The following is a 23,253-nucleotide window of genomic DNA, read 5'->3' as shown; positions in this document are numbered from 1 at the left end:
GATTTGAAGATTTGAAGATTTGAAGATTTGAAGATTTGAAGATTTGAAGATTTGAAGATTTGAAGATTTGAAGATTTGAAGATTTGAAGATTTGAAGATTTGAAGAAGAATATTCTTTTGAGAAAATTGAACGCATAAAAAAAGAAGATAAAGCCTTATGCCTGATCTTCTTTTTGTCCATACATCCAAGTTGCGGCGATATAAATTGAAAAACCCACAACCATCAACACACTGCTTATTGTCATCTTTATGACCCGATGTTTTTGTTGTGACAATTATGCGAAAGTTTTATGACAGTTATATGACAAAGATGAAACATAAGAAAAAATATAAATATCAATATATATCATAAACTTAATATTTTTAAATATATTTCAGCAGCGTTATTTCACTGTCATATTTCATGAAATATGACAGTTCAGCGTCATATTTGCAGCAATTGCTGCCACATTATCCGCATAACGCTGTTCAGATATTAAACTTTCGCCCAAAGCCTCGGCAAAACGCCCACAACCTTCACGTTTTGCCTTATAATTTAGCCCGCTAGCTATCAGCCCGCTCAAGAGATTTTTGTATGACAACTATTATCAAGCAAGATGACTTGATCACATCGGTTAAAGATGCGCTTCAGTTCATTTCTTACTATCACCCACAAGACTTCATCCAAGCGATGAGCCGTGCGTATGACCGTGAAGAAAACAAAGCGGCTAAAGATGCGATCGCGCAAATCTTAATTAACTCTCGTATGTGCGCAGAAGGACACCGTCCAATCTGCCAAGATACCGGTATCGTAAACGTATTCGTTGAAGTGGGCATGGATGTTAAATTTGATTTAACAATGAGCTTAGACGACGCGATCAACGAAGGTGTACGCCAAGGTTATTTAGAAAACTCGAATATCCTGCGCGCCTCTGTACTTGCAGACCCTGCTTTCGGCCGCAAGAACACCAAAGACAACACTCCTGCGGTGATCTACCACAAGCTTGTTCCAGGCAATAAAGTGGATATCACTGTTGCTGCGAAGGGCGGCGGTTCAGAAAACAAATCTAAACTGGCAATGCTTAACCCATCAGATTCAATCGTGGATTGGGTGCTGAAAACTGTTCCAACTATGGGTGCAGGCTGGTGTCCTCCGGGCATGCTGGGTATCGGTATTGGCGGTACAGCAGAAAAAGCCATGATGCTTGCTAAAGAAGCATTGATGGAAGAACTGGACATGGACGAATTGCTTCGCCGCGGCCCGCAAAGCAAACTTGAAGAGCTTCGTATCGAAATCTTCGAAAAAGTAAATGCTTTGGGTATCGGCGCGCAAGGTCTGGGCGGCTTAACCACTGTTCTTGATATTAAAATCAAAGATTACCCATGCCACGCTGCGGGCAAACCGGTCGGCATGATTCCAAACTGCGCTGCAACTCGCCACGCGCATTTCCAGCTTGACGGTTCAGGTGTTGCGCACATTCAAGCGCCTAAACTTGAAGACTACCCTTCCGTTACTTGGGATTCGTCAACGTCTAAACGCGTTGACCTCGACAACATCACGCAAGAAGAAATGAACTCATGGCAGCCGGGCGATACGCTGCTGCTGAACGGCACAATCTATACTGGCCGTGACGCTGCGCACAAACGCATGGTGGATATGCTGAACAAAGGTGAAGAGCTTCCTGTCGATCTTAAAGGCAAGTTCATTTACTACGTTGGCCCTGTCGATCCTGTCGGTGACGAAGTGGTTGGTCCTGCTGGCCCGACAACTGCAACCCGTATGGATAAATTCACTCGCCAAGTGCTTGAAGCAACTGGTCTTTACGGCATGATCGGTAAAGCGGACCGCGGTCCTGCTGCCGTTGAAGCGATTAAAGACAACAAAGCGACTTACCTCATGGCTGTCGGCGGCGCGGCTTACCTTGTATCGAAAGCGATCCGTGAAGCTGAAGTGGTGGCTTTTGCTGACCTCGGCATGGAAGCAATCTACAAATTTGTCGTGAAAGATATGCCGGTATCTGTGGCTGTAGACGTCAACGGTACGTCTATACATGCGACTGCGCCTAAAATCTGGCAAGCGAAAATTGGTAAAATTCCAGTAGTAGACGCTGCTGCAGGCTAATTGCCAAAAATAAAAAAGCACCTTTCGGGGTGCTTTTTTATGATCTGCATAAACACGCCGCAGATAAAATTAAATGATTGATTTTAATTTTTTACCAAGCCTTACCACGTCAATGGATTCCACAGCTTGAAGGGCTTCACCAATTGCACCTCCGTCGATGGGTCATACTTGCTGCGCTTGATTTTCTGCGCGCTTCTGCGCATTTTGCCATTCTGCTGATTTTCCGAGACAAAGTTATAGCTGGCAGATTTCATTTGCGTGAATGCAATTTCATTTCTGCCGACAGCATCCGGCATCAGCATCAGCGGGCCGGAGACTGCACGGCGGGTTGTTAAGTTTTCTTCGTCATATTTAATAAAATAAGACTGCCCTGCTTCCACATTAAAGTCTAAAAATTTTGGCTTTTGGAAATGGTTGATGCCCAGCGGACGGCTGCTGGACAGGCGGTATTGGCCGGCCGGCAGCTCCACCCAGTAATAATGATTATTCAGCAGGCTTGGAATGCGCTCACTGTTCAGAAATAGGCTGCTGGCCACAATTTCCTGACGGTTCCATTGGCTGTCTGGCCGGTATAAATACACCACGGCCGCCTGATCATGCTGCGGTTTGACCGGCTGAAAATGATTGCCTTGCGTCTGGTTCACCCAGCCGCCAATGGTAAAAGCGCCAACCCGGTACTGCTCTAAAATACCCGGTTCATGCTCAAAATTGACATCTTTCAGCGTCGAAGCCAAATGCGGCTCTTGCTCCAGCGCTGATTTCCCGTGACAGCCGAGCAGCATCATGCTGCTGAGCATTGCAATACATACACCACGCATGATTATCCCTCACTGCGTTTTTTCTTATTTTTCAATCATTGTTTTATTTGAATCTGCTGGCCATCCCAGCCATTTTGCTGAGATTAACATTCAGCTTTCTTTTTGCAAATAAAAAAACGTGCGCAAATCTAAGATTTACGCACGTTTCTGACGAATAACGGCTGACTTAAGCTGACTTGGAATCAACCACCTTTAAATCCGCTTTTGGCGCCGCGTCTTCCTTTTCAGCTTTAGGCTGGCGTTCCGGCTTGAACTCCGGCTTCGCTTCACCATTCACTGCTGCTTCCGTCACCACAACCGTGCCGACATCGGTGCGGCTTGGCAGGTCGTACATAGTTTCCAGCAGTGAATTTTCCAAAATCGTCCGCAAGCCGCGCGCGCCTGTATTTCGTTCCAGGGCTTTTTTCGCCACAGCGCGCAAGGCGTCTTTTTCAAACACCAAATCCACATTTTCCATGCTGAACAGGTATTCGTATTGACGGGTCAAGGCGTTTTTCGGCTCGGTCAGAATCTGCATCAAAGCATCTTCATCCAGCTCATCCAAAGTCGCCACCACCGGCAAACGGCCAATGAATTCTGGAATCAAGCCAAATTTCACCAAATCGGTCGCTTCGACCTGACGGAACAAGTCGGACAATTTTTTAGTTTCATCTTTCTTGCGCACTTCAGCCGTAAAGCCGATACCGCCTTTTTCCTGACGCTGCTGCACGATTTTCTCTAAGCCAGAGAATGCGCCGCCGCAGATGAACAGGATATTGGACGTATCAATTTGAATGAATTCCTGCTGCGGATGCTTGCGCCCGCCTTGCGGAGGAATTGACGCCACAGTCCCTTCAATCATTTTCAGCAAGGCTTGCTGCACGCCTTCGCCCGATACATCACGGGTGATTGACGGGTTTTCTGATTTACGGGTAATTTTGTCAATTTCATCGATATAGATAATGCCTTTTTGGGCTTTTTCTACATCATAGTCCGCTTTTTGCAGCAGCTTCTGCACGATGTTTTCAACATCTTCACCGACATAGCCGGCTTCAGTTAAAGTCGTTGCATCCGCCATAGCAAAAGGCACATCTAAAAGGCGTGCAAGGGTTTGCGCAAGCAGTGTTTTACCCGAACCGGTCGGGCCAACCAGCATGATGTTGCTTTTTGAAATTTCAACGCCATCTTCCGGCTTTTTGCCGCTGGTCGAAACTTTCAAACGCTTGTAATGGTTATACACCGCAACTGAAAGCGTTTTCTTGGCAACATCTTGCCCAATCACATATTGATCCAGCGCTGCGCGGATTTCATGCGGTTTAGGCAATGGGCGTGTCGCCCAGTCGCTGGATTCAACCTGCTGGCTGGTCTGCACCAAATCTAAGCATACGTCCACACATTCATTACAGATGTACGCGTCCTCACCTGCAATCAGTTTCCCGACTTCAGACTGCGTTTTACCGCAAAATGAACAATGCTTTTGTCCTTGAGGATGTTCGGACATATTCACTCCAATATATAAATCTTTAAAACTTATGGACGTTTAGATAACACTTCGTCCACAAGACCGTAATCTTTCGCCTGCTGCGCAGTCATAAAGTTGTCACGGTCAGTATCTTTTGCCACACGTTCAAATTCTTGACCGCTGTGTTCCGCCATCAAACGGTTCAAGCGCTCTTTAATGAACAGAATCTCGCGCGCATGGATTTCAATATCCGATGCCTGGCCGCGGAAACCACCTAAAGGCTGGTGAATCATGACACGGGCATTCTCAAGGCAGTAACGCTTGCCTTTCGCGCCGGCATTCAGCAGGAAAGCGCCCATTGATGCTGCCTGCCCCATGCAGTAGGTTACGACATCCGGCTTAATGAACTGCATGGTATCGTAAATCGCCATGCCTGCAGTCACTGAACCGCCAGGTGAATTGATATATAAATGAATATCTTTATCTGGGTTTTCAGCTTCCAAAAACAGCATTTGCGCAACAATTAAGTTCGCCATGTTGTCTTCAACTTCACCAGTTAAAAAAATGACGCGTTCACGCAAAAGGCGTGAATAAATATCAAAAGAGCGCTCACCGCGAGAAGATTGCTCCACTACCATTGGCACTAGCGCGTTTTCAATTGTTGGAACATACATACGTTTATTTATTCCTAAATTTTTTGTGTCTCAACCCATATTCACAATATGAGGGATATTTGCCGAAATTGCAAAAGATTCCCAATTAAATAGCAGATATTTTTTGCATAAGCTTTGTGAATTCAGGACAACTTATTTGGGGGCGAATGGCGATAAAAAAAGGCGCATTAAGCGCCTTTTTTTTGAAAGCTAGGAATTAGCCTTGTTGACGAGCTTGCTGCTCTTTCAATAAGTCTTCATAGCTGACAGCAGTATCAGTCACTTTCGCAGACGCTAAGATGTGATCTACAACTTGGTCTTCTAAAATTACTGATTCGATTTGAGCGCGCTGCTGTTTATCGTTGTTGAAGTATTCGATCACTTCGTTAGGATCTTCGTAAGAAGAAGCCATGTCTTCGATGTATGCATCAACGCGTGCAGCATCAACTTCAAGTTTAGCGTCAGCTAAAACTTTGCTGACCAATACGCCAAGTTTCACTGATTTTTCAGCTTGCTCTTTGAACAGGTCATCTGGAAGCATGCTTGAGTCAAACGCTTTAGCGCCTTGAGCACCAAACTGCTGAGTGAACTGCTGGATCATTTGCTGACGTTGACGGTCAATTTCTTGAGCAACCATAGCTTCTGGAAGTTCAACTTCGTTTGCCGCTACAAGCGCATCAAAAGTCGCGCCTTTCACTTGGTTGCGCAGGCCGTTTTTCACTTCACGTTCCATGTTTTTGCGAACGTCAGCTTTCAGTTTTTCAATGCCTTCTTCTTCAGTCAGACCAAATACTTTTAAGAATTCAGCGTCAACTTCTGGAAGTTTTTGTTTTTCAACAAGCTTAACAGTGATTTTGAATTGCGCAGCTTTGCCAGCCAAGTTTTCAGCTTGGTAGTCTTCAGGGAAAGTTACATCGATAACTTTCTCTTCGCCTTTCTTCATGCCAACGATGCCGTCTTCGAAGCCAGGAATCATGCGGCCAGAACCCAACACAAGTTTAAAGTCTTCAGCAGCGCCGCCTTCAAACTTCTCGCCGTCAACAGTGCCTTCGAAATCAAAAGTCACTTGCATGTCTTTTTTAGCCATGCCTTTTGTTTCAGCCCAAGAAGCGCGCTGTTTTTGAAGATTTTCAATCATCTTCTCAACATCTTTGTCGTCAACTGAAGTGGCTTTGCGTTCAACTTCCAAGCCTTCGAATTTAACGTCAACTTCTGGATAAACTTCTACAGTTGCTTGGTAAACCAAAGCATCATCTTTCATTTCAGTTTTGTCGATGTTCGGCATGCCAACAGCATTGATTTTTTCTTGCTGGATTGCTTCGAACACAGTGTCACGAATGATATCGTTAACCACTTCTTGATAGATGCCCGCGCCATATTCGCGGCGGACAACATTCACTGGCACTTTGCCTGGACGGAAGCCGTTGATCTTCACAGTTTTGGCAGTGCGTTTCAAACGAGCTTCAAATTGCTCGTTAATACGGCTCGTCGGTACAGATACATTTAAACGACGGGCAACGCCCGAAACCGCTTCAGAAGTTACTTGCATGGCTTCCTCGATATTTTGTTAATAAACAGTTTTAAAAAAAAGTGCCACATTATATGACAACATTTAAAGATATACAAAACACAGCGATTTAACCATCAGTTTTGCAGTTTAAATGACCATCCTGCCTAAAATACGTCCAGCCTTGCTGTTTTTCTAGGGTGAATGGCGGAATCGGTTCATGCGCCCTATTTTTTCAGGCGGCATAGCGGCTTTTATATAGAAGAATTCAGGACCAATTTGTTTACGGTTGATTACATTCAATCCTAGATTTCTCCTAGATCATCATTCCCAATTTAAAAAGAAAAACAATCGAATTATTAGATTTAAAATGTATTTCAAACGTTTAACATCAAATAAGCACCTTTAATGATTGTTTAAACAGTTTGGTTATTAATAATTCATAGACATTTACTATAAAAAAGCAATTCTTAATTCAAATAAGAATTATTATTATTCGCATACACAAAATTTAGGCATCCTTTTGGGTTTACCATGTCATTTATTAAATCACGTAAAAAAATCGTCTCCTCAGCGATTGCTTCTTCGCTTTCAATCGTTGCTGCGAATGCGATGGCAGATAATAAAACGATACAGCTTGAAACAATTCATCAAGAAGTTGCGGCTGAGCAGCAAGGATTCAAAGTTGAAAATTCCGCAAACTCGAAATTTGTCGCTCCGCTCCTCGATACGCCAAAATCTGTTTCTGTGATTTCAAAACAGCTGATTGAAGACACTCAGGTAACAACCTTAAGCGATGCTTTACGCACAGTGCCAGGGATTACTCTAGGCGCTGGTGAAGGCGGCAACCCAAATGGCGACCGTCCCTTCATCCGCGGCTATAACACTGAAAGCTCGATGTATGTAGACGGCGTGCGTAACTCCACTTCACAAAACCGTGAAATGTTTGCGGTTGAACAAGTTGAAGTGACCAAAGGTTCCGCTTCTGCCATGGGCGGTGCAGGTACAACTGGCGGCAGCATCAACATGATTTCGAAAGTTGCGAAAAAAGGCGACTTTTTAGAAGGCTCTGTTGGCGCAGGCACAGACAATTATCAGCGCATCACACTGGACGGCAACAAAAATTTCGGCAATGGCATCGCAGCGCGTGTTGCGGTCATGGGCCATAAAAATGAAAAAGCAGGCCAAGCTGATGGCGCTGAATATGCCCGCGCCGGCATTGCGCCAAGCATTACTTTCGGCTTAGATACCCCGACCCGCGCGACTTTAAGCTATTACTACTTAAAATCTGATGATACCCCAGATTCTGGTGTGCCATACAATAATCCAAATGGATATTCTCAATATTCAGGAAAACCGATTGATGTCAAACAAGGCATTTACTACGGCTGGAAAGACCGTGATTTCCAAAAGCAGGAAAATCAAATCGGCACCATCAAGTTAGAGCATGACCTTACTGACAATCTAACGATTAGCAATACTGCCGTTTATAACAGTTCTAAAAATGATTATCTGTGGACAAACCCAGATGACTCCCAAGGCAACATCTATAAAAGCGGCAATGTATGGGCGCGCGTTAATTCACGTATCGCTGACACAGACACCTTTACTGACCAGCTGGCTCTAACAGGGAAATTCAATACAGGTGCATTAAAACATAGCTTCAACTTAGGCGCTGAGTACTCAGATCAAGAAACAGACCGCACCCAATATATTATTAATGGCGAAAACACAACAGGTTCAATACATAACAAATGCGATCCTATAAAAGATGTTGCGACAGGCTGGTGTACTTCCGTTCAAAACCCTAACCGTGGGCCATGGACAGGCAGTATCAGCACAGATGGTGCAGACCAATACAACACGCAAACCAAATCAACCTCGGTTTATTTCTTAGACAGCATCGAACTTAATCCGCAATGGTTATTAGACCTAGGTGTTCGTTGGGACAAGTTTGATACTGAACAGACCATGACCTATGGCTCAAAAAATGCAGATGTAGCGAATGGTAAATTCAATACTGGTGACAAAGTAAAAACTGAAAGTGATACAGACTTCTTTACCTACCAAACGGGCTTAACATTTAAACCTGTTGAAAATGGCTCAATTTATGCAAGCTATGCAACCTCTGCCAATCCTGTCGGTGTCGATGCCGGTGACGGTTCTGAAGGTATCGGTGCGGCTTACAGCAACCTCGATCCAGAAGAAAGCCAAACTTTTGAGATTGGCACTAAATGGGATCTGCTGAATGACCGTCTAAACCTAACTGCTGCAATTTTCCGTACTGAAAAACAAAATGCGCGTGTTCAGCTTGACCAAAATACCTATGCCAACATAGGTGAAAGCAAAGTTGATGGTTTGGAGCTCGGCTTAACAGGTAAAATTACGGATAAATGGGATATCACAGCGGGATATACATACCTAGACAGCGAATCCACCAAAAATGGTGTCAGCTGCCGCGGTACAAACTGTACAGATCAAACCGTTTATAATGGCAATGCAATGCCAAACGTACCGAAGAACAGCGCAACACTATGGAGCACTTACCAAGTGCTGCCACAGCTGCAAATTGGCGCCGGCGCAGTGGCAATGGACAAAGTCTATGGTGACTTAGCCAATACTAAATATGTACCAGGTTATGTACGCTACGATGCCATGGCGCGCTACAACGTCAACAAAAATGTTGATTTACAGCTTAACGTCAACAACTTGTCTGACAAACGCTACTTCACCAAAGCCTATGCATCTCACTATGCAACCGAAGCCGAAGGCCGCAGCGCAGTATTGTCTTTAAACTTTAAATACTAAGTTTAAAACCCAATGCCATAATTCATTTATGGCATTCATCCTAAATAGCCTCTTCATTAGAGGCTATTTTTGTATATGATCAAACAATAAAGCATGCCATTTTGCAAAAGGTCTTACTGTGATTCACCATATTCCGAACGTATTAAGCAAAGAACAGGTTCAATACTTCCGCCAAGAAATGGACAAGGCGGAATGGGTCGATGGCAAAAAAACCACGGGGTCACTCTCTGCGAATGTAAAGCAAAACCAGCAGCTGGCCGAAGATCATCCCTTGACGCATCATTTAGGCGATATGATTTTGGCCGCCTTGGCGCAAAACCCGCTCTTTACATCAGCAGCGCTGCCCTTAAATATCTTGCCGCCTTATTTTAACCGCTATGAAAATGGCGGAACTTTCGGTTTTCATGTCGACAATGCCATCCGCTGGGTGCCAGGCACCAATCAAAAAATCCGCACCGATCTCTCCTGTACGCTATTCCTCAGTGAACCGGAAGAATACGAAGGCGGCGAATTGGTGGTGGAAGACACTTATGGCTATCATGAAGTTAAACTGCCGGCGGGTGATTTGATTTTATATCCATCCACCAGCGTGCATGAAGTCACACCAGTCACCCAAGGCTGCCGCATAGCCTCGTTTTTCTGGCTGCAAAGCATGATCCGGGAGGATGCTGAGCGTCATATGCTGTTTAATTTGGATCAGAGCATTCAGAACTTGCGCATGCAGCTCGGTGACACACATGCTGAAGTGATAAAACTCACCAGCATGTACCATAACTTATTGCGCAAATGGGCTGAAATTTAAGCTGCAAAAAACAAAATAAAAGGACGCATTAGGCTTGCTATGACTGATCAAAATATTTTGCCCCCATTGACTCAAATTCCTGCCTACTTACAAACCGTGGCGGACTATGAAGCCGAAGCGCAGAAGCACCTTTCGGATATGGTCTGGCAATATCTGCAAGGCGGCGCCATGGATGAGCACAGTGTCCGCAATAATCTGGATCAATTTGCCCAGATTCAGCTCATGCCGCGCATGCTGCGCGACTTGACCCAAGGCAGCACTGAATGCGAAATCTTCGGCCAGCGTTTTGCCCATCCCATTTTTTTAGCGCCGATCGGCCACCAGCAGCAGTATCACCCCGACGGTGAAGCCGCCTGCGCGCTGGCAGCGGAGGTGCTGGGCAGCAATATGGTGCTCAGCACCTTTACCAACACCGACATGCGGACATTAAAGCAGGACAATCCCCGCAAATGGTTTCAGCTGTATTGGCAAGGCTCGCGTGACAAATCTCTAGCGCTGGTCAAATTGGCCGAAGCGCAGCATTTCAAAGCCATTGTGGTGACTGTGGATTCTCCGCATACCGGCATCCGTGACCGTGAGCGCCGGATATTTTTCCATTTGCCTGAAGGCATGCAGCATCCGCATACCCCTGCGCATATCCCCCTGCCGGAATTAAAAGACGGCGATCATCCAGTTTTTCATGGCCTGATGGCCATTGCGCCGACTTGGGAGGATATTGCCTGGCTGGTGCAGCAGACTAAGCTGCCGATTATTCTCAAAGGCATTCTGCATCCGCTGGACGCGCAATTGGCGGTTGAACATGGCGTGCAGGGCATTATTGTGTCCAATCACGGCGGACGGGTTCTAGATACCGGCATCCCGCCTCTGACCGCTCTGCAGCTGATTAAAAAAGCTGTTCCTGCCGATTTCCCTTTACTTTATGACGGCGGCATCCGCCGCGGTTCCGATGTGTTCAAAGCCATCGCTTTAGGCGCATCTGCGGTTTGCATAGGCCGGCCTGCCATTTATGGCTTGGCCTCCGCGGGCGCTTTAGGTGTGGCGCACGTGCTGAAAATCTTAAAGGAAGAATTTGAGATTACCATGGCGCTGATGGGAACGGCCACGCTGAATGACATCACAGAAGAATATATTTTTCACAAATAGGCAATTCAAAGGAAATAATTTTCTTTAGCCATAGCAAGGATGCAAAAATAGGAAATTATTCCCGGAATAAGTACATTAATATTTAGTTATAGATTTGCAAGATCTGCGGTAAAGCTAAAGCACTTAAAAACAACGCCATTTTTTAATGCTTTAGGCTAAGCCCTCCGAATTTAGACTTGTAAATTGATACAATAGACACAATCTATATAGCAGAAGCGTTGCCTTTATCCAAGACTCGAGCGACCGGAACTGCACAAGGAGTTACCTCATGATGTTGGCTGATCCAAGCAAAAAATACCGCCGTATGTACCAGCGTGTCGATTTACCTGACCGCCAATGGCCAAATAACGAAATCAATCAAGCGCCTATTTGGATGAGCACTGACCTACGTGACGGCAACCAAGCGATTTTCGAACCGATGAACATCGAACAAAAATTCAAAATGTTCCAAATGTTGGTGAAAATTGGCTTCAAGCACATCGAAATCGGCTTTCCTTCTGCATCGCAAATCGATTTTGACTTCACCCGCTTATTGATTGAAGGCGGCCACATTCCAGACGACGTGTATATCGAAGTATTGGTGCAGGCGCGTGATCATTTGATTCAGCGCACCTTTGAATCTTTGCAAGGCGCAAAACGCGCAATCGTGCATATCTACAACTCAAACTCTCCGACTTTCCGTCAAAAAGTTTTGAATGTGGATATTGCTGGCGCAAAACAATTGGCGATCAATGCTGCAACCAAAGTGAAAGAATATGCAGCCAAACAGCCTGAGACTGAATTTGTGTTCCAATACAGCCCTGAATGCTTCTCTGCAACAGAGTTGGAAGTGGCGAAAGATGTCTGCGATGCCGTCACTGAAATCTGGGAAGCATCGCCAGAAAACAAAGTGATTTTAAACTTGCCGGCAACCGTTGAAGTGTCTGGCCCGCATATCTATGCCGACCAAATTGAATGGATGCACCGTAACATTCAGCGCCGTGACGGTGTGATTATTTCTGTGCATTGCCACAATGACCGCGGCTGCGGCATTGCAGCCTCAGAATTGGCGATTATGGCCGGCGCTGACCGTGTTGAAGGCTGTGTCTTCGGCAACGGCGAACGTACAGGCAACGTCGATGTGGCAGCGATTGCATTGAACATGTATACCCAAGGCGTTGCGCCAAACTTGGACTTCTCCAACATCAACGAAATTATCGCGACGGTTGAAGAATGCACAGGCTTGCCAGTGCATCCGCGCCATCCGTATGCAGGAGACTTGGTCTTCACTGCGTTCTCGGGTTCGCATCAGGATGCCATTAAAAAAGGCTTCGAGTTCCAAAAGAACGAAGAAATCTGGGATATGCCCTATTTGCCAATCGACCCGAAAGATTTGGGCCGCGACTATGACGCAGTGATCCGCGTGAACTCACAGTCTGGTAAAGGCGGCATTACTTACTTGTTGGAATCAAATTACAACGTCGTCTTGCCGCGCCGCTTGCAAATTGAATTCTCGCAAGTGGTTCAGCAAGTTGCGGATGATGAAGGCGTTGAAGTTTCAGCACAGCAAATTTGGTCATTGTTCAAAGACACGTATGTGGCTGCGAAAGATACTCATTATTCAGCGAAAAACTACAAGTTGCATGATGAAAACGGCAGCCAAGTGATTGAGCTTGAAGTTGAAGTAAATGGTGAAACACAGCGCTTGCGCGGTGAAGGCAACGGCCCGATCTCTGCCATTTTGAATGCTTTGCAATTGCCGATTGACGTCTTGAACTATGAAGAACGCAGCATCAGCTCTGGCGCGCATGCCAAAGCCTTGGCCTTGATCGAGCTTCAAATGAAAGGCACCGGCAAATCAGCATTCGGCGCAGGCGTGCATGACAACATCGTGACCTCTTCAATCGAAGCGATTATCGCCAGCACCAACCGCTTGATTGAACAAGGTGTTTTAAGCACAGAACAAGTCATGGCAGCAGCGGTTTAATTTCAGCCGCCCTGCTGTGATCTGATAAAATCTTATCAGATAAAAAACTTTAGAAAGGATACCCCAAGTGGTATCCTTTTGTTTATTGAACCCAAAGATTTAAGGCGAATATTTCCTGTGTCTTTTCCAGCTGACTCAGTGGGTATAGTTACCCCGCAAAAGTTTTCTTTTGACGAGCCCTTAGCGCTCGAGTGTGACCGAATTCTTCCACGCTTTGAACTGATGGTGGAAACTTACGGCGAACTGAATGCCGATAAGTCCAATGCAATTTTGATTTGCCACGCGCTGTCTGGCCATCATCACGCTGCTGGCTATCATCATGAAGATGATAAAAAACCCGGCTGGTGGGATGCCTGCATTGGCCCCGGCAAAGCGATTGATACCTCTAAATTCTTTGTGGTGGCATTGAACAATATTGGCGGATGCAGCGGCTCGACAGGCCCGACATCGCCCAACCCGGAAAATGACAACCGCCCTTATGGCCCGGACTTTCCATTGGTGACGGTGCGTGACTGGGTGAAAACCCAGACCATGCTGTCTGACCGCATGGGCATTGCGCAGTGGTATGCGGTGATTGGCGGCTCGCTGGGCGGCATGCAGGCGTTGCAATGGTCGGTGGATTATCCTGACCGTCTGAAAAAGTGCGTGATTATTGCCAGCGCGCCAAAATTATCTGCGCAGAATATTGCTTTTAACGAAGTGGCGCGTCAGTCCATTTTGTCGGATCCGGACTTTCATAATGGCCGCTATCTAGAACATGACAGCTACCCAAAACGCGGGCTGATTTTAGCGCGCATGGTCGGCCATATCACCTATCTGTCCGAAGAAGCCATGAAGCAGAAGTTTGGCCGTGACCTCAAATCGGGCAAATTCATGTACGGTTTTGATGTTGAATTCCAAGTCGAAAGCTATTTGCGCTATCAAGGCGAGCAGTTCAGCCGCAACTTTGACGCCAACACCTATTTGATTATGACCAAAGCTTTGGACTACTTTGACCCGTCTCGTGAATACGAGCAGTCATTGAAAAAAGCGATGGAAAATACCAAATGCCAATTCTTAGTCGTTTCATTTACCACTGACTGGCGCTTCAGCCCGCAGCGTTCTGAAGAGATTGTAGACGCTTTGATCAGCAACCATAAACCGGTCAGTTATTTAGACATTGACGCCGAACAGGGACATGACTCGTTCTTATTCCCTATTCCTTTATATGTCAAATCTTTACGTGCATTTTTAGGCGGTGAAGAACACCTCAAAGCGACACCCAAGGAGGCTGTTTAATGCGTATTGATCATCAACTTGCAGAGAAATGGATCAAGCCGGATTCTAAGGTTTTAGACTTGGGCTGCGGTGACGGCGAGCTGCTTGCACATATGAGCAAAAAGCATAACATCCGCGCTTATGGCTTAGAACTCGATCAAGAAAAGATTGCAATTGCGGTCAGCCGCGGGTTAAATATTATTCAGCAGGACTTAAACTTGGGTTTAAGCCGTTTTGCAGACCAGTCCTTTGACTATGTCGTTATGGCACAAGCTTTGCAGGCTGTGGATGCACCCGATGTCCTTTTAAGAGACATGGTGCGTGTGGGGAAACAGGCGATTATTACCTTTCCAAACTTTGCGCATTGGAAGACCCGTTCTTTCTTGGCGCTGAAAGGCATGATGCCTGTTTCAGATGCATTGCCGTATATGTGGTATAACACGCCCAATATTCATTTATGTACATTCCGTGATTTTGAAGCGCTCTGCGCAGAAAACAATATCCGGATTATTAACCGGCTTGCCGTGAATGGGGACCAGCAAGGAAGTTTACTCAGTAAACATGTCCCGAATCTGTTTGGTGAAGTCGCAATTTATCGAGTGAGCGCTATATGAAAAAAATATTATTAGGTACAACATTGCTGGCTGGATTGTTTAGCATCCAAGCGCATGCAGATTATGTTGCTCCGGCGCCATCTGTTGCGAGCCAAGCTGCTCAGTATTCAGTTATGGACATTAACAGCCTGACCAAAGCGGCCAAAGCAGGTCAAGCCGGCGCGCAATTTTACTTAGGCACAAAATATCAATACGGCAAAGACGTTGCCAAAGACGAACGCCAGGCTTTTGCATGGTTTAAAGCTGCCGCTGACCAAGGCCTTTCTGCAGCTCAGCTCAATGTCGGCCGTATGCTGGCAGACGGCATGGGCACGAAAAAAGACGAAGCGCTTGCACGCCAATACTTTGAAAAAGCAGCCAGCCGCGGCGACAACCGCGCGAGCTTCAATTTAGCGATGATGGAAGAGCAGAAGAAAAACTACGTTGGCGCTTATCAGTGGTATGAGCTGTCTACACGTGACGGCATGCTGGACAATAAAGTGATTACGTTATCGGAAGGCAAGAAAACGGCTTTGGCTGCAAACTTAACGCAAGATCAGATCCGTCAAGCGCGTGACCGTGCTGACAAATGGATTCAAGCGCAGTAATGCTGCCTGATTCCAAACAGCGCCTCCGGGCGCTTTTTTATTGGCTGATGTTTTGAAGAGAACGCTATGCGGCAAACTCTTTGCGCCTTTGAATAAAATGCAGGCCGCTGGCTTCCAGCATTGTGGCTGCGTTCAGCACAAAATCATCACTATAGGGTTCAATCAAAGCCGAGATTGTGGCGGCATCTTCAATTTTTGCATGGCGTATCATCATTAGATCCTGTTTTTTCATCTATTTATTGTGTTCTTAATACGGCGCTCGGATGGAGAAATCAAAATGATGAATTCATCCCCCAAATCAAAAATAAGTTAACATACAGCATTCTTTTTATTCAGCATGGGCACAATACAATGGTTTCAACAGATTGGCTATCCCAAGGCACGCTTGTTTTAGCAAGCAATAACAAAGGCAAAATTGCCGAATTTGAAAAAATGTTTGCAGAACTGCAGCTTCCTGTTGAAGTGATTCCTCAAGGCAAACTGAATATTGAAGACGCTATCGAAGACGGTCTGAGCTTTGTAGAAAATGCCATTATTAAAGCCCGCCATGCTTCTAAAATTTCAGGCAAGCCAGCCATTGCTGATGACTCAGGCATTTGTGTGCCGGTATTGGGCGGTGCGCCAGGCATTTATTCTGCACGCTTTGCAGGCGAACATGGCAATGATGCCGCCAATAATGAAAAACTGCTGCACAAACTGAAACCGCTGCGCCAAGAGGGCGAAGCTATTCAAGGTATGTTCGTATGCGTATTGGCTTTGGTGCAGCATGCAGAAGACCCTCTGCCGCAAATTTTCCAAGGCATTTGGCAAGGCGAGATTTTAGAACAAGCTCGCGGCGAAAACGGTTTTGGCTATGATCCGCTGTTTTGGCTACCAGAACTGAATGTCTCCAGCGCAGAATTATCGAAAGAAGAAAAAAACAAAATCAGCCACCGCGGTCAGGCGATGAAACTGTTTAAAGCGAGTTTGGTGAAGTAAGCCCTTTATTTATCCGCTCTCCTTTTAGAAAGCGAGAAAAATTGCATCACAGAGAGCAGTCAAAAAATTAAGCTCCAGTCCGCTTTTTCATTGGGTATTTGACTGCAGCTCTCTCTAACTCTCTCCCAATGGGAGAGAGAACTTTTTGTTTCTTATTATTTTTTATAAGCTCGACATTATAAATGCAGAATAAGTCCATACACTGTTACCACAACACAGCTCATAATCGTCCCTGAAGCGATATAGCGCGCTGAAACGCCTGTGCCTTGATAATGGGTTTCAAGCGCCACAATATTGGCGGCTGGCGGCAAGCAGAATAGCATAAACATCACGCCAATATAGTGATCAATCTGCGGAATCGGAATCAGCCAATAAGTCAGGCTGCAAATCACCGCGCCCACTGTAAGCTTCATGGCAAATATACGGCTGCTGTTGAGCAAATCAATCCACTGCACCTTGGTTTGACGCAGCCACATGCCCAATACGCACATGCCGGTAAAGCTCATTCCCACTTTTGCGATTTGATACAGCACATCCAGCACCTGATGTTCCTGCACATGCTGCAAACCGAGCAGCCGGCACACGCCGGCAATAATCAATGCAGATACAGGCGGCGACATCGCCACTTTTTTGGCAATACTCGGCCATGGCAATTTTTCAGAACTGACTGCCATGACAGCCCACATATTGCCAAAGACCGAACCGCCGACATACAGCGCCACCATCGCTGCACTGATTTCAGGGCCAAACAGGGCCAAGGCGAATGGAAAGCCCAGCCAAGCCAAATTGATATAGCTGACACACAGTGCGCGTAAATTATCTTTCAGAATCCATCGGAATAGATAAAACATGAAGATGGCGACACTGAAGCTGAACAGCATGAGGGCCAAGCTGCCTGCTTGATAGAACACCATGTTGTAAATAATCACGGCAGGAATAAAACAGCGGGCTAACAGACTGGAAAATATGGATTTAAGCGATGAAGTTCCAGAAACCGAGGCTAATCCAAGTCCGCATAAAAATCCAAAAATTGGAAGAAGAAATGCCACTGAATCACCCTCAAAAATTACTGAGTGCATAGTAACACTGAATTTGCCTCATCGTGACGTGTCTTAAAATTGCAATATAGATGTCACATACCTGTCATTCAGAACTGTTGAAATCATCTAAAAATGAAAAGAGGAAGATCTCATGGCAGGACTATCAATTTGGCATGTGCTGATTTTTGCAATTGTGGTGATTTTATTGTTTGGCACATCAAAACTGAAAAACTTAGGCAAAGATGTCGGCGGAGCAGTGAAAGATTTTAAAAAATCTGTCCGTGACGATGAAGCCGAACACGCGGCATTAAAAGAGCCCCGCACCATTGATGCCCAAGTCAAAAGCACTGAAAGCTCAGTAAAAAGCTAAATGTGAGTGAAGTGTCATGCTGAATATTGGAATGACCGAACTGCTGTGCTTTGCCATTATTGCGCTGCTGGTGCTCGGCCCAGAGAAGCTGCCGGAAGGCGCACGGTTCGCAGCCAAATGGTATGGCAAATTCAAGCGCCTCATCAGCAGCGTGCAAACTGAAATTGACCGCGAATTGCGTTTATCCGAATTCCGTGAAGAAGTGCAAAAAGAAATTGAACGCATCACCGAACTGGAGCGGCGCATGCAGCAGCAAATCGATGCTTTGCGCAATCCCTCATCGGAACCGCAGGCCGCTGAAGCGCAGGCTGCGTCAAAGCCAAGCGCAGCTGATCTGCAATCCCTGCATTTTCAGCCGATTGAAGCGCCCGTTAAGCCCTATTCCCGCAGCCATCTGATCCAGCACTGGGATGCTTTATGCCCGGCACCGGAATCCGAAAATTCAACCGTTAAACTGAAGATTGCCGTATGAGTGAATTGCCTGCAGCTGCAGTGAAGACTGAATCTGAACAGCTGGACCAAATGCCCGTGATGCAGCATTTAATCGTTCTGCGTCAGTATCTTTTTAAAATTGTCGGCGTGACCATTGCGCTGTTTTTCTGCCTGCTGCCCTTTCGCAATTATACCTATCAATTGCTTTCTGATCCGTTAAGGCAGCAGCTTCCAGCAACGTCGTCCATGATTGCCACCGATGTGACTGCAACCTTTATGGCGCCATTTAAGCTGAATCTGTTTGTGGCGCTGATGCTGGCCATGCCCTTTATCATTTATCAGCTGTGGTCCTTTGTACGTCCGGCGCTGTACGCCAAAGAGCGCTTTTTAGCCATTCCGCTGCTGGCAGGCAGCATTGCGCTGTTTTATCTGGGCATTGCGTTTGCCTATTTCATTACCCTGCCGGCCATTTTGCATTTCTTCATCAGTGTGTCGCCGGAAACAGTTGCCCCGATGACCGACATCAACAGCTATCTCAGCTTCTGCCTGAAGCTGTTTTTAGTCTTTGGGCTGACCTTTGAAATCCCGATTATCACCCTGATTCTGATCTTAATCGGTGTGGTCAGCACGCAAAGCCTGGTGGAAAAACGGCGCTTTATTGTTGTGGGCTGCTTTTTTGTCTCGATGTTTGTCACCCCGCCGGATGCGCTGTCGATGATTATGCTGGCCGTTCCGATGTGGATGCTGTTCGAGCTGGGCCTGCTGCTGGGGAAATTATTGGAAAAGCGCAAATCCAAAACGGAAGATGCGCCTGCTGAAAGCGCATCGGCTTAAGGCGCATCGGCCTTCAGCTGCCGCTTAAAATCAAATCCATTTCATAAAAGCTCTGAATTTCAGGGCTTTTTTGATGGCGCAATCTTCCTGCCATTGTCTTCAAACTGTCTAAAAAGTGTCAATAATCTGTCATTTGAGCTTCATAGAATCATAGCCGACTTAAAAACAAATACACACGGATTTACTATGACAGCCAATTCGACTCAGCCAAGCCGCCGTGACCTGCTTAAATGGTTTGCAGGCATTCCTTTTTTACCTTTAGGTGCAATGGGCACAGCAGCAGCGTTAGCGGGATGCAATGACAGCAGTGATGATGCGGCCATTCCACCGGTCGTGAAGCCTGCCAATTTAAAGTCAGCCACATTTATTAAAATGGATGCGCCGACAGCAACTGCAGAGCGCGCAAAAACTTCGGTCAGTTCCAAACTTAAAATTGAATGGGATGATTCGACCAGTACAGAGTATCAATTGGGCTATCAAAGCTTCTTTGAAACAGGCAATACAGTGCCGAAATGGGGCGGCGGTGAAATTGTGGCAGGCGGCTATTTTGACGCCAAGGGCCAGCCGATTATGGACACCTCTGTGCCTGCAGCTCCGCGCCAATTCTTTTCAGACTGTCCAGACGGCTCATCTTTAATCCATTTGGCCGATGCCAAAGTGGATGGCGTCAGCAATCCGATCTTCCATGTGGTGCAATTTGAATATGCCTCACAAAACCAGGCGGGCAGCAGCGAATACGGCAACCTCCCATCACCGATTGCAATTTTGACGTTGGATCAAGATCAGAAAACCGGCCATTTAGCGCTGAAAAAATATTACAACGTCGACACCTCCTCCGTGCACGGTTTATGGATTACGTGCGGCGCCAGCATGTCGCCATGGAATACGCATTTATCCAGCGAAGAATACGAGCCTGATGCCTTTGAACAAGGCATTGGCGGGCCAAGCCCCAAAGGCATCGGCAAAAATTTCTTTGGTGATGAAAATGCGGCGAAACCGTATAACTACGGCCATTTGCCTGAAGTGATCGTCAATAAAGACGGCAGCGGCAAGATTATCAAGCACTACTGCCTCGGCCGCATTTCACACGAGCTGGTTCATGTGATGCCGGATAACCGCACAGTGATCATGGGTGACGACTACACCAATGGCGGCTTCTTTATGTTCATTGCGGACAAAGAGAAAGATTTGTCTGCCGGTACGTTATATGCCGCGAAATACACCTCGCTGCTTTCCGAGAACAGCACGGGTCAAATCAAATGGATTGAACTGGGCCATGCAACCAGCAAAGAAATTGAAGATCTGGTAAATATCCAAAATATTCAGCCGAACGACATCATGGAAAGCGTGAATGTCAATCCAAATGATGGGTCATTTACCGAAATTATCTTAGCCAAGAAAAAACTCTGGGTGAAAGTGAAGCCGGGCATGGAAAAAGCGGCAGCTTTCCTTGAAACGCATCGTTATGCCGCGCTGAAAGGCGCAAGCATGGCCTTTACCAAAATGGAAGGCACAACGGTCAACATTAAAGACAAAGTGGCTTATTCAGCATTGGCGAATATTCAGGATTCGATGATTAAGGACAATGCCGCATGGGTTGATGCGCATAACGTTTCTTTCAGCAAAAAAATCACGGCGGGCGGTATTGTCGCGCATGATTTGGCTGCAGCGCAAAGCACAGTTGGCGGCCAGCCCATCATCAGTGATTGGGTGCCGTATCAATCAAAAATGCTGCTGGTCGGTGAAGACATTCCTGCTGACAGCCTAGGAAATACAGCGAATCCAGATAAAATTGCCAGCCCGGACAATTTAAAATTCTCTGAAGCGCTGCGCACGCTGTTTATCGGTGAAGACAGCGGCAACCATCCAAACAACTTCCTTTGGGCCTACGACGTTGACACCGAAGCCGCAGCGCCTGTGCGCTTGCTGTCTACGCCTGCCGGCGCGGAATCCACAGGCTTGCATGCAGTCGATTCGGTGAATGGCTGGACCTATATTATGAGCAACTTCCAGCATGCGGGCGATATGAGCAGCCTGCCTCAGGAATTAAAAGACGCTACTTTGGCCAACTACAACGGCGGCTACAGCGCCAGTGTCGGCTATATCACTGCAGATCCTGTCAGCCCGTCGATCGTGAAGAAATAACAGCTGCTGACGATAGGCCTCTTTAGACCTGATACCCGCCGCAATGGCGGGTATTTTTATTGAATAGCGACATCAACCGCCGTTATTTCATTTTGTGCAGGGCCCTGCTGGGTTTTTTCCTGCCACAGCCAATGCTGATTGTGCATCCGCAAAAAATTGGAACAGCGCGTGCCGTACACAGGACTTTGGATAAAGGTCGATGACAGCAGCTCCTCCATCTGCGCATTGATGCCGGTATTCGGCAGCAGCTCTGGAATCACCTTGCGTTCATCTTCTAAAATATCCCACACCGCATATTCCACATCCGCCTCAGGCACAGCCGCCTGCTGCAGCATCGGCAAAAATTCCTGAGTAAAGCGCTTGCGCAGATGCTTGGTCTTTTCCCAATGTTCAGTCATCAGGCCATTGGACACTACATAAACTCCTTTGGCCAGCACTTGCGGCGCTTCGCCGCGGTTGCTCATGTAGACAGCCTGATGCTGATCGCCCAGAAACAGATTGAAGCCGGCATAGTCACATTGCTTTTTTTCCAGTTCTTGGGCAAAACGGATCGGCGTTTGTGCCGATTCCAAAAAGGCTTGAATTAAATGGCCGCGCGAGGTCGGATACTGCTTTTGATCCTTGCCGTCACGGAAATTGGTAATGATCGCCCAGCGCCCAGCTGCGGTCACGCCCATCCAGGTGCCGCCGGACTGCAAGTCCTGCCCCGCAATAATCGGGCTGTCTGGCCACGGCTTTAAGCCCGCGGTGGGCCGCTGATAAAACTCATCACGGTTTGAAATCAGGCAGAGCGGGGTATCGTCCAGAACTTGCCAAGCAAAAGCCACAATGCACATAAATCTCACTCGATATCTTTACACATTGAATGTACAACATTTTTCATCACATTCAGCTAAAATCTGTGCAAAACATAATGACAAGGAGCAGCAATGCTGACCTACCCGAATATTGACCCTGTCGCGGTATCGCTGGGGCCGCTGCAAGTCCATTGGTATGGATTGATGTATTTATTGGCGTTTTTATTTGCTTGGGGACTGGCAACGCACCGCGCAAAACAGCGGGATGGCTGGAACTCAGAAATGGTCTCAGACCTGATTTTCTATGGCGCGCTGGGGGTGGTGGTCGGCGGCCGGGTCGGCTATGTCTTCTTTTACGGATTTGACCAATTCTTAGCCAACCCGTTGTGGCTGTTCCAAGTCTGGACCGGCGGCATGAGCTTCCATGGCGGTTTTCTCGGTGTGATGATCGCCATGCTGCTGTGGTGCAAAAAATACAAAATGACCTGGTTCCAAACTTTAGACTTTATTGCGCCCTGCGTACCGACAGGCCTGATGTTCGGCCGTATCGGCAACTTTATTGGCGGTGAACTGTATGGCCGCCCCGTCACTGATCCAAACTTTGCGCTAGGCATGATCTTCCCGACCGATCCGCTGCAGCTGGTGCGCCATCCCTCACAGCTTTATCAAGCGCTGTGTGAAGGCTTTATTCTGTTTATCGTGCTGTGGTGGTTCAGTTCCAAGCCGCGTCCACGCTATGCTGTGTCTGCGCTGTTTTTAATCGGCTACGGCATTGCGCGCTTTGTGGTGGAATTCTTCCGCGAACCGGACAATGGCCAGCTGTTTATCGGCTGGATGAGCAAAGGCCAGTTCCTGACTGTGCCGATGATTCTGATTGGCCTATGGATGATCTGGTATGCCTATCAGAAAAAAATCTACGACTGGGGCCCGCTCAAAAACAGCTGAGGCCAATAAACCAAG

The 23,253-nt window shown here is 46.8% G+C and carries 21 protein-coding genes; 14 read left to right on the top strand and 7 right to left on the bottom strand.

All coding sequences use genetic code 11. From position 1 onward, the window contains the following. Window positions 1–574: 574 nt before the first annotated feature. The gene (locus ACE3T3_RS07550) at window positions 575–2,101 is read left to right on the top strand and encodes a fumarate hydratase (protein WP_374665573.1); all 1,527 of its coding nucleotides are present in this window, start codon (window positions 575–577) and stop codon (window positions 2,099–2,101) included. A gap of 101 nt (window positions 2,102–2,202) precedes the next feature. On the opposite strand, the gene ACE3T3_RS07545 is transcribed toward ACE3T3_RS07550, so the two are convergent. The 4 genes from ACE3T3_RS07545 to tig form a co-directional block, all read right to left on the bottom strand. Beyond that, window positions 2,203–2,919 (bottom strand): DUF2846 domain-containing protein, encoded by a 717-nt coding sequence (locus ACE3T3_RS07545; RefSeq protein ID WP_374665571.1) that lies wholly within the window; start codon window positions 2,917–2,919, stop codon window positions 2,203–2,205. 166 nt (window positions 2,920–3,085) lie between these two features. Next, window positions 3,086–4,399: an ATP-dependent protease ATP-binding subunit ClpX gene (clpX, locus tag ACE3T3_RS07540; protein ID WP_374665569.1), complete on the bottom strand. Its 1,314-nt coding sequence runs from the start codon at window positions 4,397–4,399 to the stop codon at window positions 3,086–3,088. A gap of 29 nt (window positions 4,400–4,428) precedes the next feature. After that, window positions 4,429–5,034, bottom strand: coding sequence for an ATP-dependent Clp endopeptidase proteolytic subunit ClpP (clpP, locus tag ACE3T3_RS07535; RefSeq protein WP_374665567.1), 606 nt, complete (start codon window positions 5,032–5,034; stop codon window positions 4,429–4,431). Between the two features lie 196 nt (window positions 5,035–5,230). Beyond that, the gene (gene tig, locus ACE3T3_RS07530) at window positions 5,231–6,562 is read right to left on the bottom strand and encodes a trigger factor (protein ID WP_374665565.1); all 1,332 of its coding nucleotides are present in this window, start codon (window positions 6,560–6,562) and stop codon (window positions 5,231–5,233) included. Between the two features lie 492 nt (window positions 6,563–7,054). Here tig and ACE3T3_RS07525 point away from each other — a divergent pair, with 492 nt between their 5' ends. From ACE3T3_RS07525 to ACE3T3_RS07495, 7 genes are all read left to right on the top strand, one after another. Next, complete coding sequence (locus ACE3T3_RS07525) at window positions 7,055–9,328, top strand: TonB-dependent receptor (protein ID WP_374665563.1); 2,274 nt, start codon at window positions 7,055–7,057, stop codon at window positions 9,326–9,328. 118 nt (window positions 9,329–9,446) lie between these two features. Then, on the top strand, window positions 9,447–10,130 hold the full coding sequence (locus ACE3T3_RS07520; RefSeq protein ID WP_374665561.1) for a Fe2+-dependent dioxygenase: 684 nt from the start codon (window positions 9,447–9,449) through the stop codon (window positions 10,128–10,130). Between the two features lie 39 nt (window positions 10,131–10,169). After that, window positions 10,170–11,273 (top strand): alpha-hydroxy acid oxidase, encoded by a 1,104-nt coding sequence (locus ACE3T3_RS07515; RefSeq protein WP_374665559.1) that lies wholly within the window; start codon window positions 10,170–10,172, stop codon window positions 11,271–11,273. 268 nt (window positions 11,274–11,541) lie between these two features. Then, window positions 11,542–13,239, top strand: a complete 1,698-nt coding sequence (gene leuA / locus ACE3T3_RS07510) for a 2-isopropylmalate synthase (protein ID WP_374665557.1) — start codon at window positions 11,542–11,544, stop codon at window positions 13,237–13,239. Window positions 13,240–13,356: 117 nt separating this feature from the next. After that, on the top strand, window positions 13,357–14,517 hold the full coding sequence (locus ACE3T3_RS07505; RefSeq protein ID WP_374665555.1) for a homoserine O-acetyltransferase: 1,161 nt from the start codon (window positions 13,357–13,359) through the stop codon (window positions 14,515–14,517). Continuing rightward, a complete protein-coding gene (gene metW, locus ACE3T3_RS07500) occupies window positions 14,517–15,110 on the top strand; it encodes a methionine biosynthesis protein MetW (RefSeq protein ID WP_374665553.1) in 594 nt (197 codons plus the stop codon). Before ACE3T3_RS07505 ends, metW begins: the two co-directional genes overlap by 1 nt. Continuing rightward, the gene (locus ACE3T3_RS07495; RefSeq protein ID WP_374665551.1) at window positions 15,107–15,697 is read left to right on the top strand and encodes a tetratricopeptide repeat protein; all 591 of its coding nucleotides are present in this window, start codon (window positions 15,107–15,109) and stop codon (window positions 15,695–15,697) included. The genes metW and ACE3T3_RS07495 overlap by 4 nt, the downstream gene beginning before the upstream one ends. A 64-nt stretch (window positions 15,698–15,761) precedes the next feature. Here ACE3T3_RS07495 and ACE3T3_RS07490 read toward each other — a convergent pair whose 3' ends face one another. Further along, window positions 15,762–15,911 carry a hypothetical protein gene (locus tag ACE3T3_RS07490; RefSeq protein ID WP_374665549.1) on the bottom strand — a complete coding sequence of 50 codons (150 nt, stop codon included), beginning with the start codon at window positions 15,909–15,911 and terminating at the stop codon, window positions 15,762–15,764. Between the two features lie 137 nt (window positions 15,912–16,048). Here ACE3T3_RS07490 and rdgB point away from each other — a divergent pair, with 137 nt between their 5' ends. Further along, entirely contained in the window at window positions 16,049–16,675 is a 627-nt protein-coding gene (rdgB, locus tag ACE3T3_RS07485) for an RdgB/HAM1 family non-canonical purine NTP pyrophosphatase (RefSeq protein ID WP_374665547.1), read from the top strand. Between the two features lie 176 nt (window positions 16,676–16,851). On the opposite strand, the gene ACE3T3_RS07480 is transcribed toward rdgB, so the two are convergent. Beyond that, window positions 16,852–17,724: a permease gene (locus ACE3T3_RS07480; RefSeq protein WP_374665545.1), complete on the bottom strand. Its 873-nt coding sequence runs from the start codon at window positions 17,722–17,724 to the stop codon at window positions 16,852–16,854. 142 nt (window positions 17,725–17,866) lie between these two features. On the opposite strand from ACE3T3_RS07480, the gene tatA reads away from it, so the two are divergent. The 4 genes from tatA (at window position 17,867) to ACE3T3_RS07460 (ending at window position 21,496) form a co-directional block, all read left to right on the top strand. After that, window positions 17,867–18,085, top strand: a complete 219-nt coding sequence (gene tatA, locus ACE3T3_RS07475) for a Sec-independent protein translocase subunit TatA (RefSeq protein WP_374665543.1) — start codon at window positions 17,867–17,869, stop codon at window positions 18,083–18,085. A gap of 16 nt (window positions 18,086–18,101) precedes the next feature. Further along, the gene (tatB, locus tag ACE3T3_RS07470; RefSeq protein WP_374665541.1) at window positions 18,102–18,557 is read left to right on the top strand and encodes a Sec-independent protein translocase protein TatB; all 456 of its coding nucleotides are present in this window, start codon (window positions 18,102–18,104) and stop codon (window positions 18,555–18,557) included. Then, on the top strand, window positions 18,554–19,351 hold the full coding sequence (tatC, locus tag ACE3T3_RS07465) for a twin-arginine translocase subunit TatC (protein ID WP_374665539.1): 798 nt from the start codon (window positions 18,554–18,556) through the stop codon (window positions 19,349–19,351). Before tatB ends, tatC begins: the two co-directional genes overlap by 4 nt. A gap of 186 nt (window positions 19,352–19,537) precedes the next feature. Beyond that, on the top strand, window positions 19,538–21,496 hold the full coding sequence (locus tag ACE3T3_RS07460; protein ID WP_374665537.1) for a PhoX family phosphatase: 1,959 nt from the start codon (window positions 19,538–19,540) through the stop codon (window positions 21,494–21,496). Window positions 21,497–21,552: 56 nt separating this feature from the next. Here ACE3T3_RS07460 and ACE3T3_RS07455 read toward each other — a convergent pair whose 3' ends face one another. Then, window positions 21,553–22,332, bottom strand: coding sequence for an NRDE family protein (locus tag ACE3T3_RS07455; protein ID WP_374665585.1), 780 nt, complete (start codon window positions 22,330–22,332; stop codon window positions 21,553–21,555). A 93-nt stretch (window positions 22,333–22,425) separates the two neighbouring features. Here ACE3T3_RS07455 and lgt point away from each other — a divergent pair, with 93 nt between their 5' ends. After that, the gene (gene lgt / locus ACE3T3_RS07450; protein ID WP_374665535.1) at window positions 22,426–23,238 is read left to right on the top strand and encodes a prolipoprotein diacylglyceryl transferase; all 813 of its coding nucleotides are present in this window, start codon (window positions 22,426–22,428) and stop codon (window positions 23,236–23,238) included. The last annotated feature ends 15 nt before the right edge of the window (window positions 23,239–23,253 follow it).

It is taken from the genome of Acinetobacter sp. (genome assembly GCF_041919735.1).
Classification (GTDB): domain Bacteria; phylum Pseudomonadota; class Gammaproteobacteria; order Pseudomonadales; family Moraxellaceae; genus Acinetobacter.
Note: the sequence above shows the minus strand (reverse complement) of the source record. Positions and strands in the feature narration are given on the sequence as shown.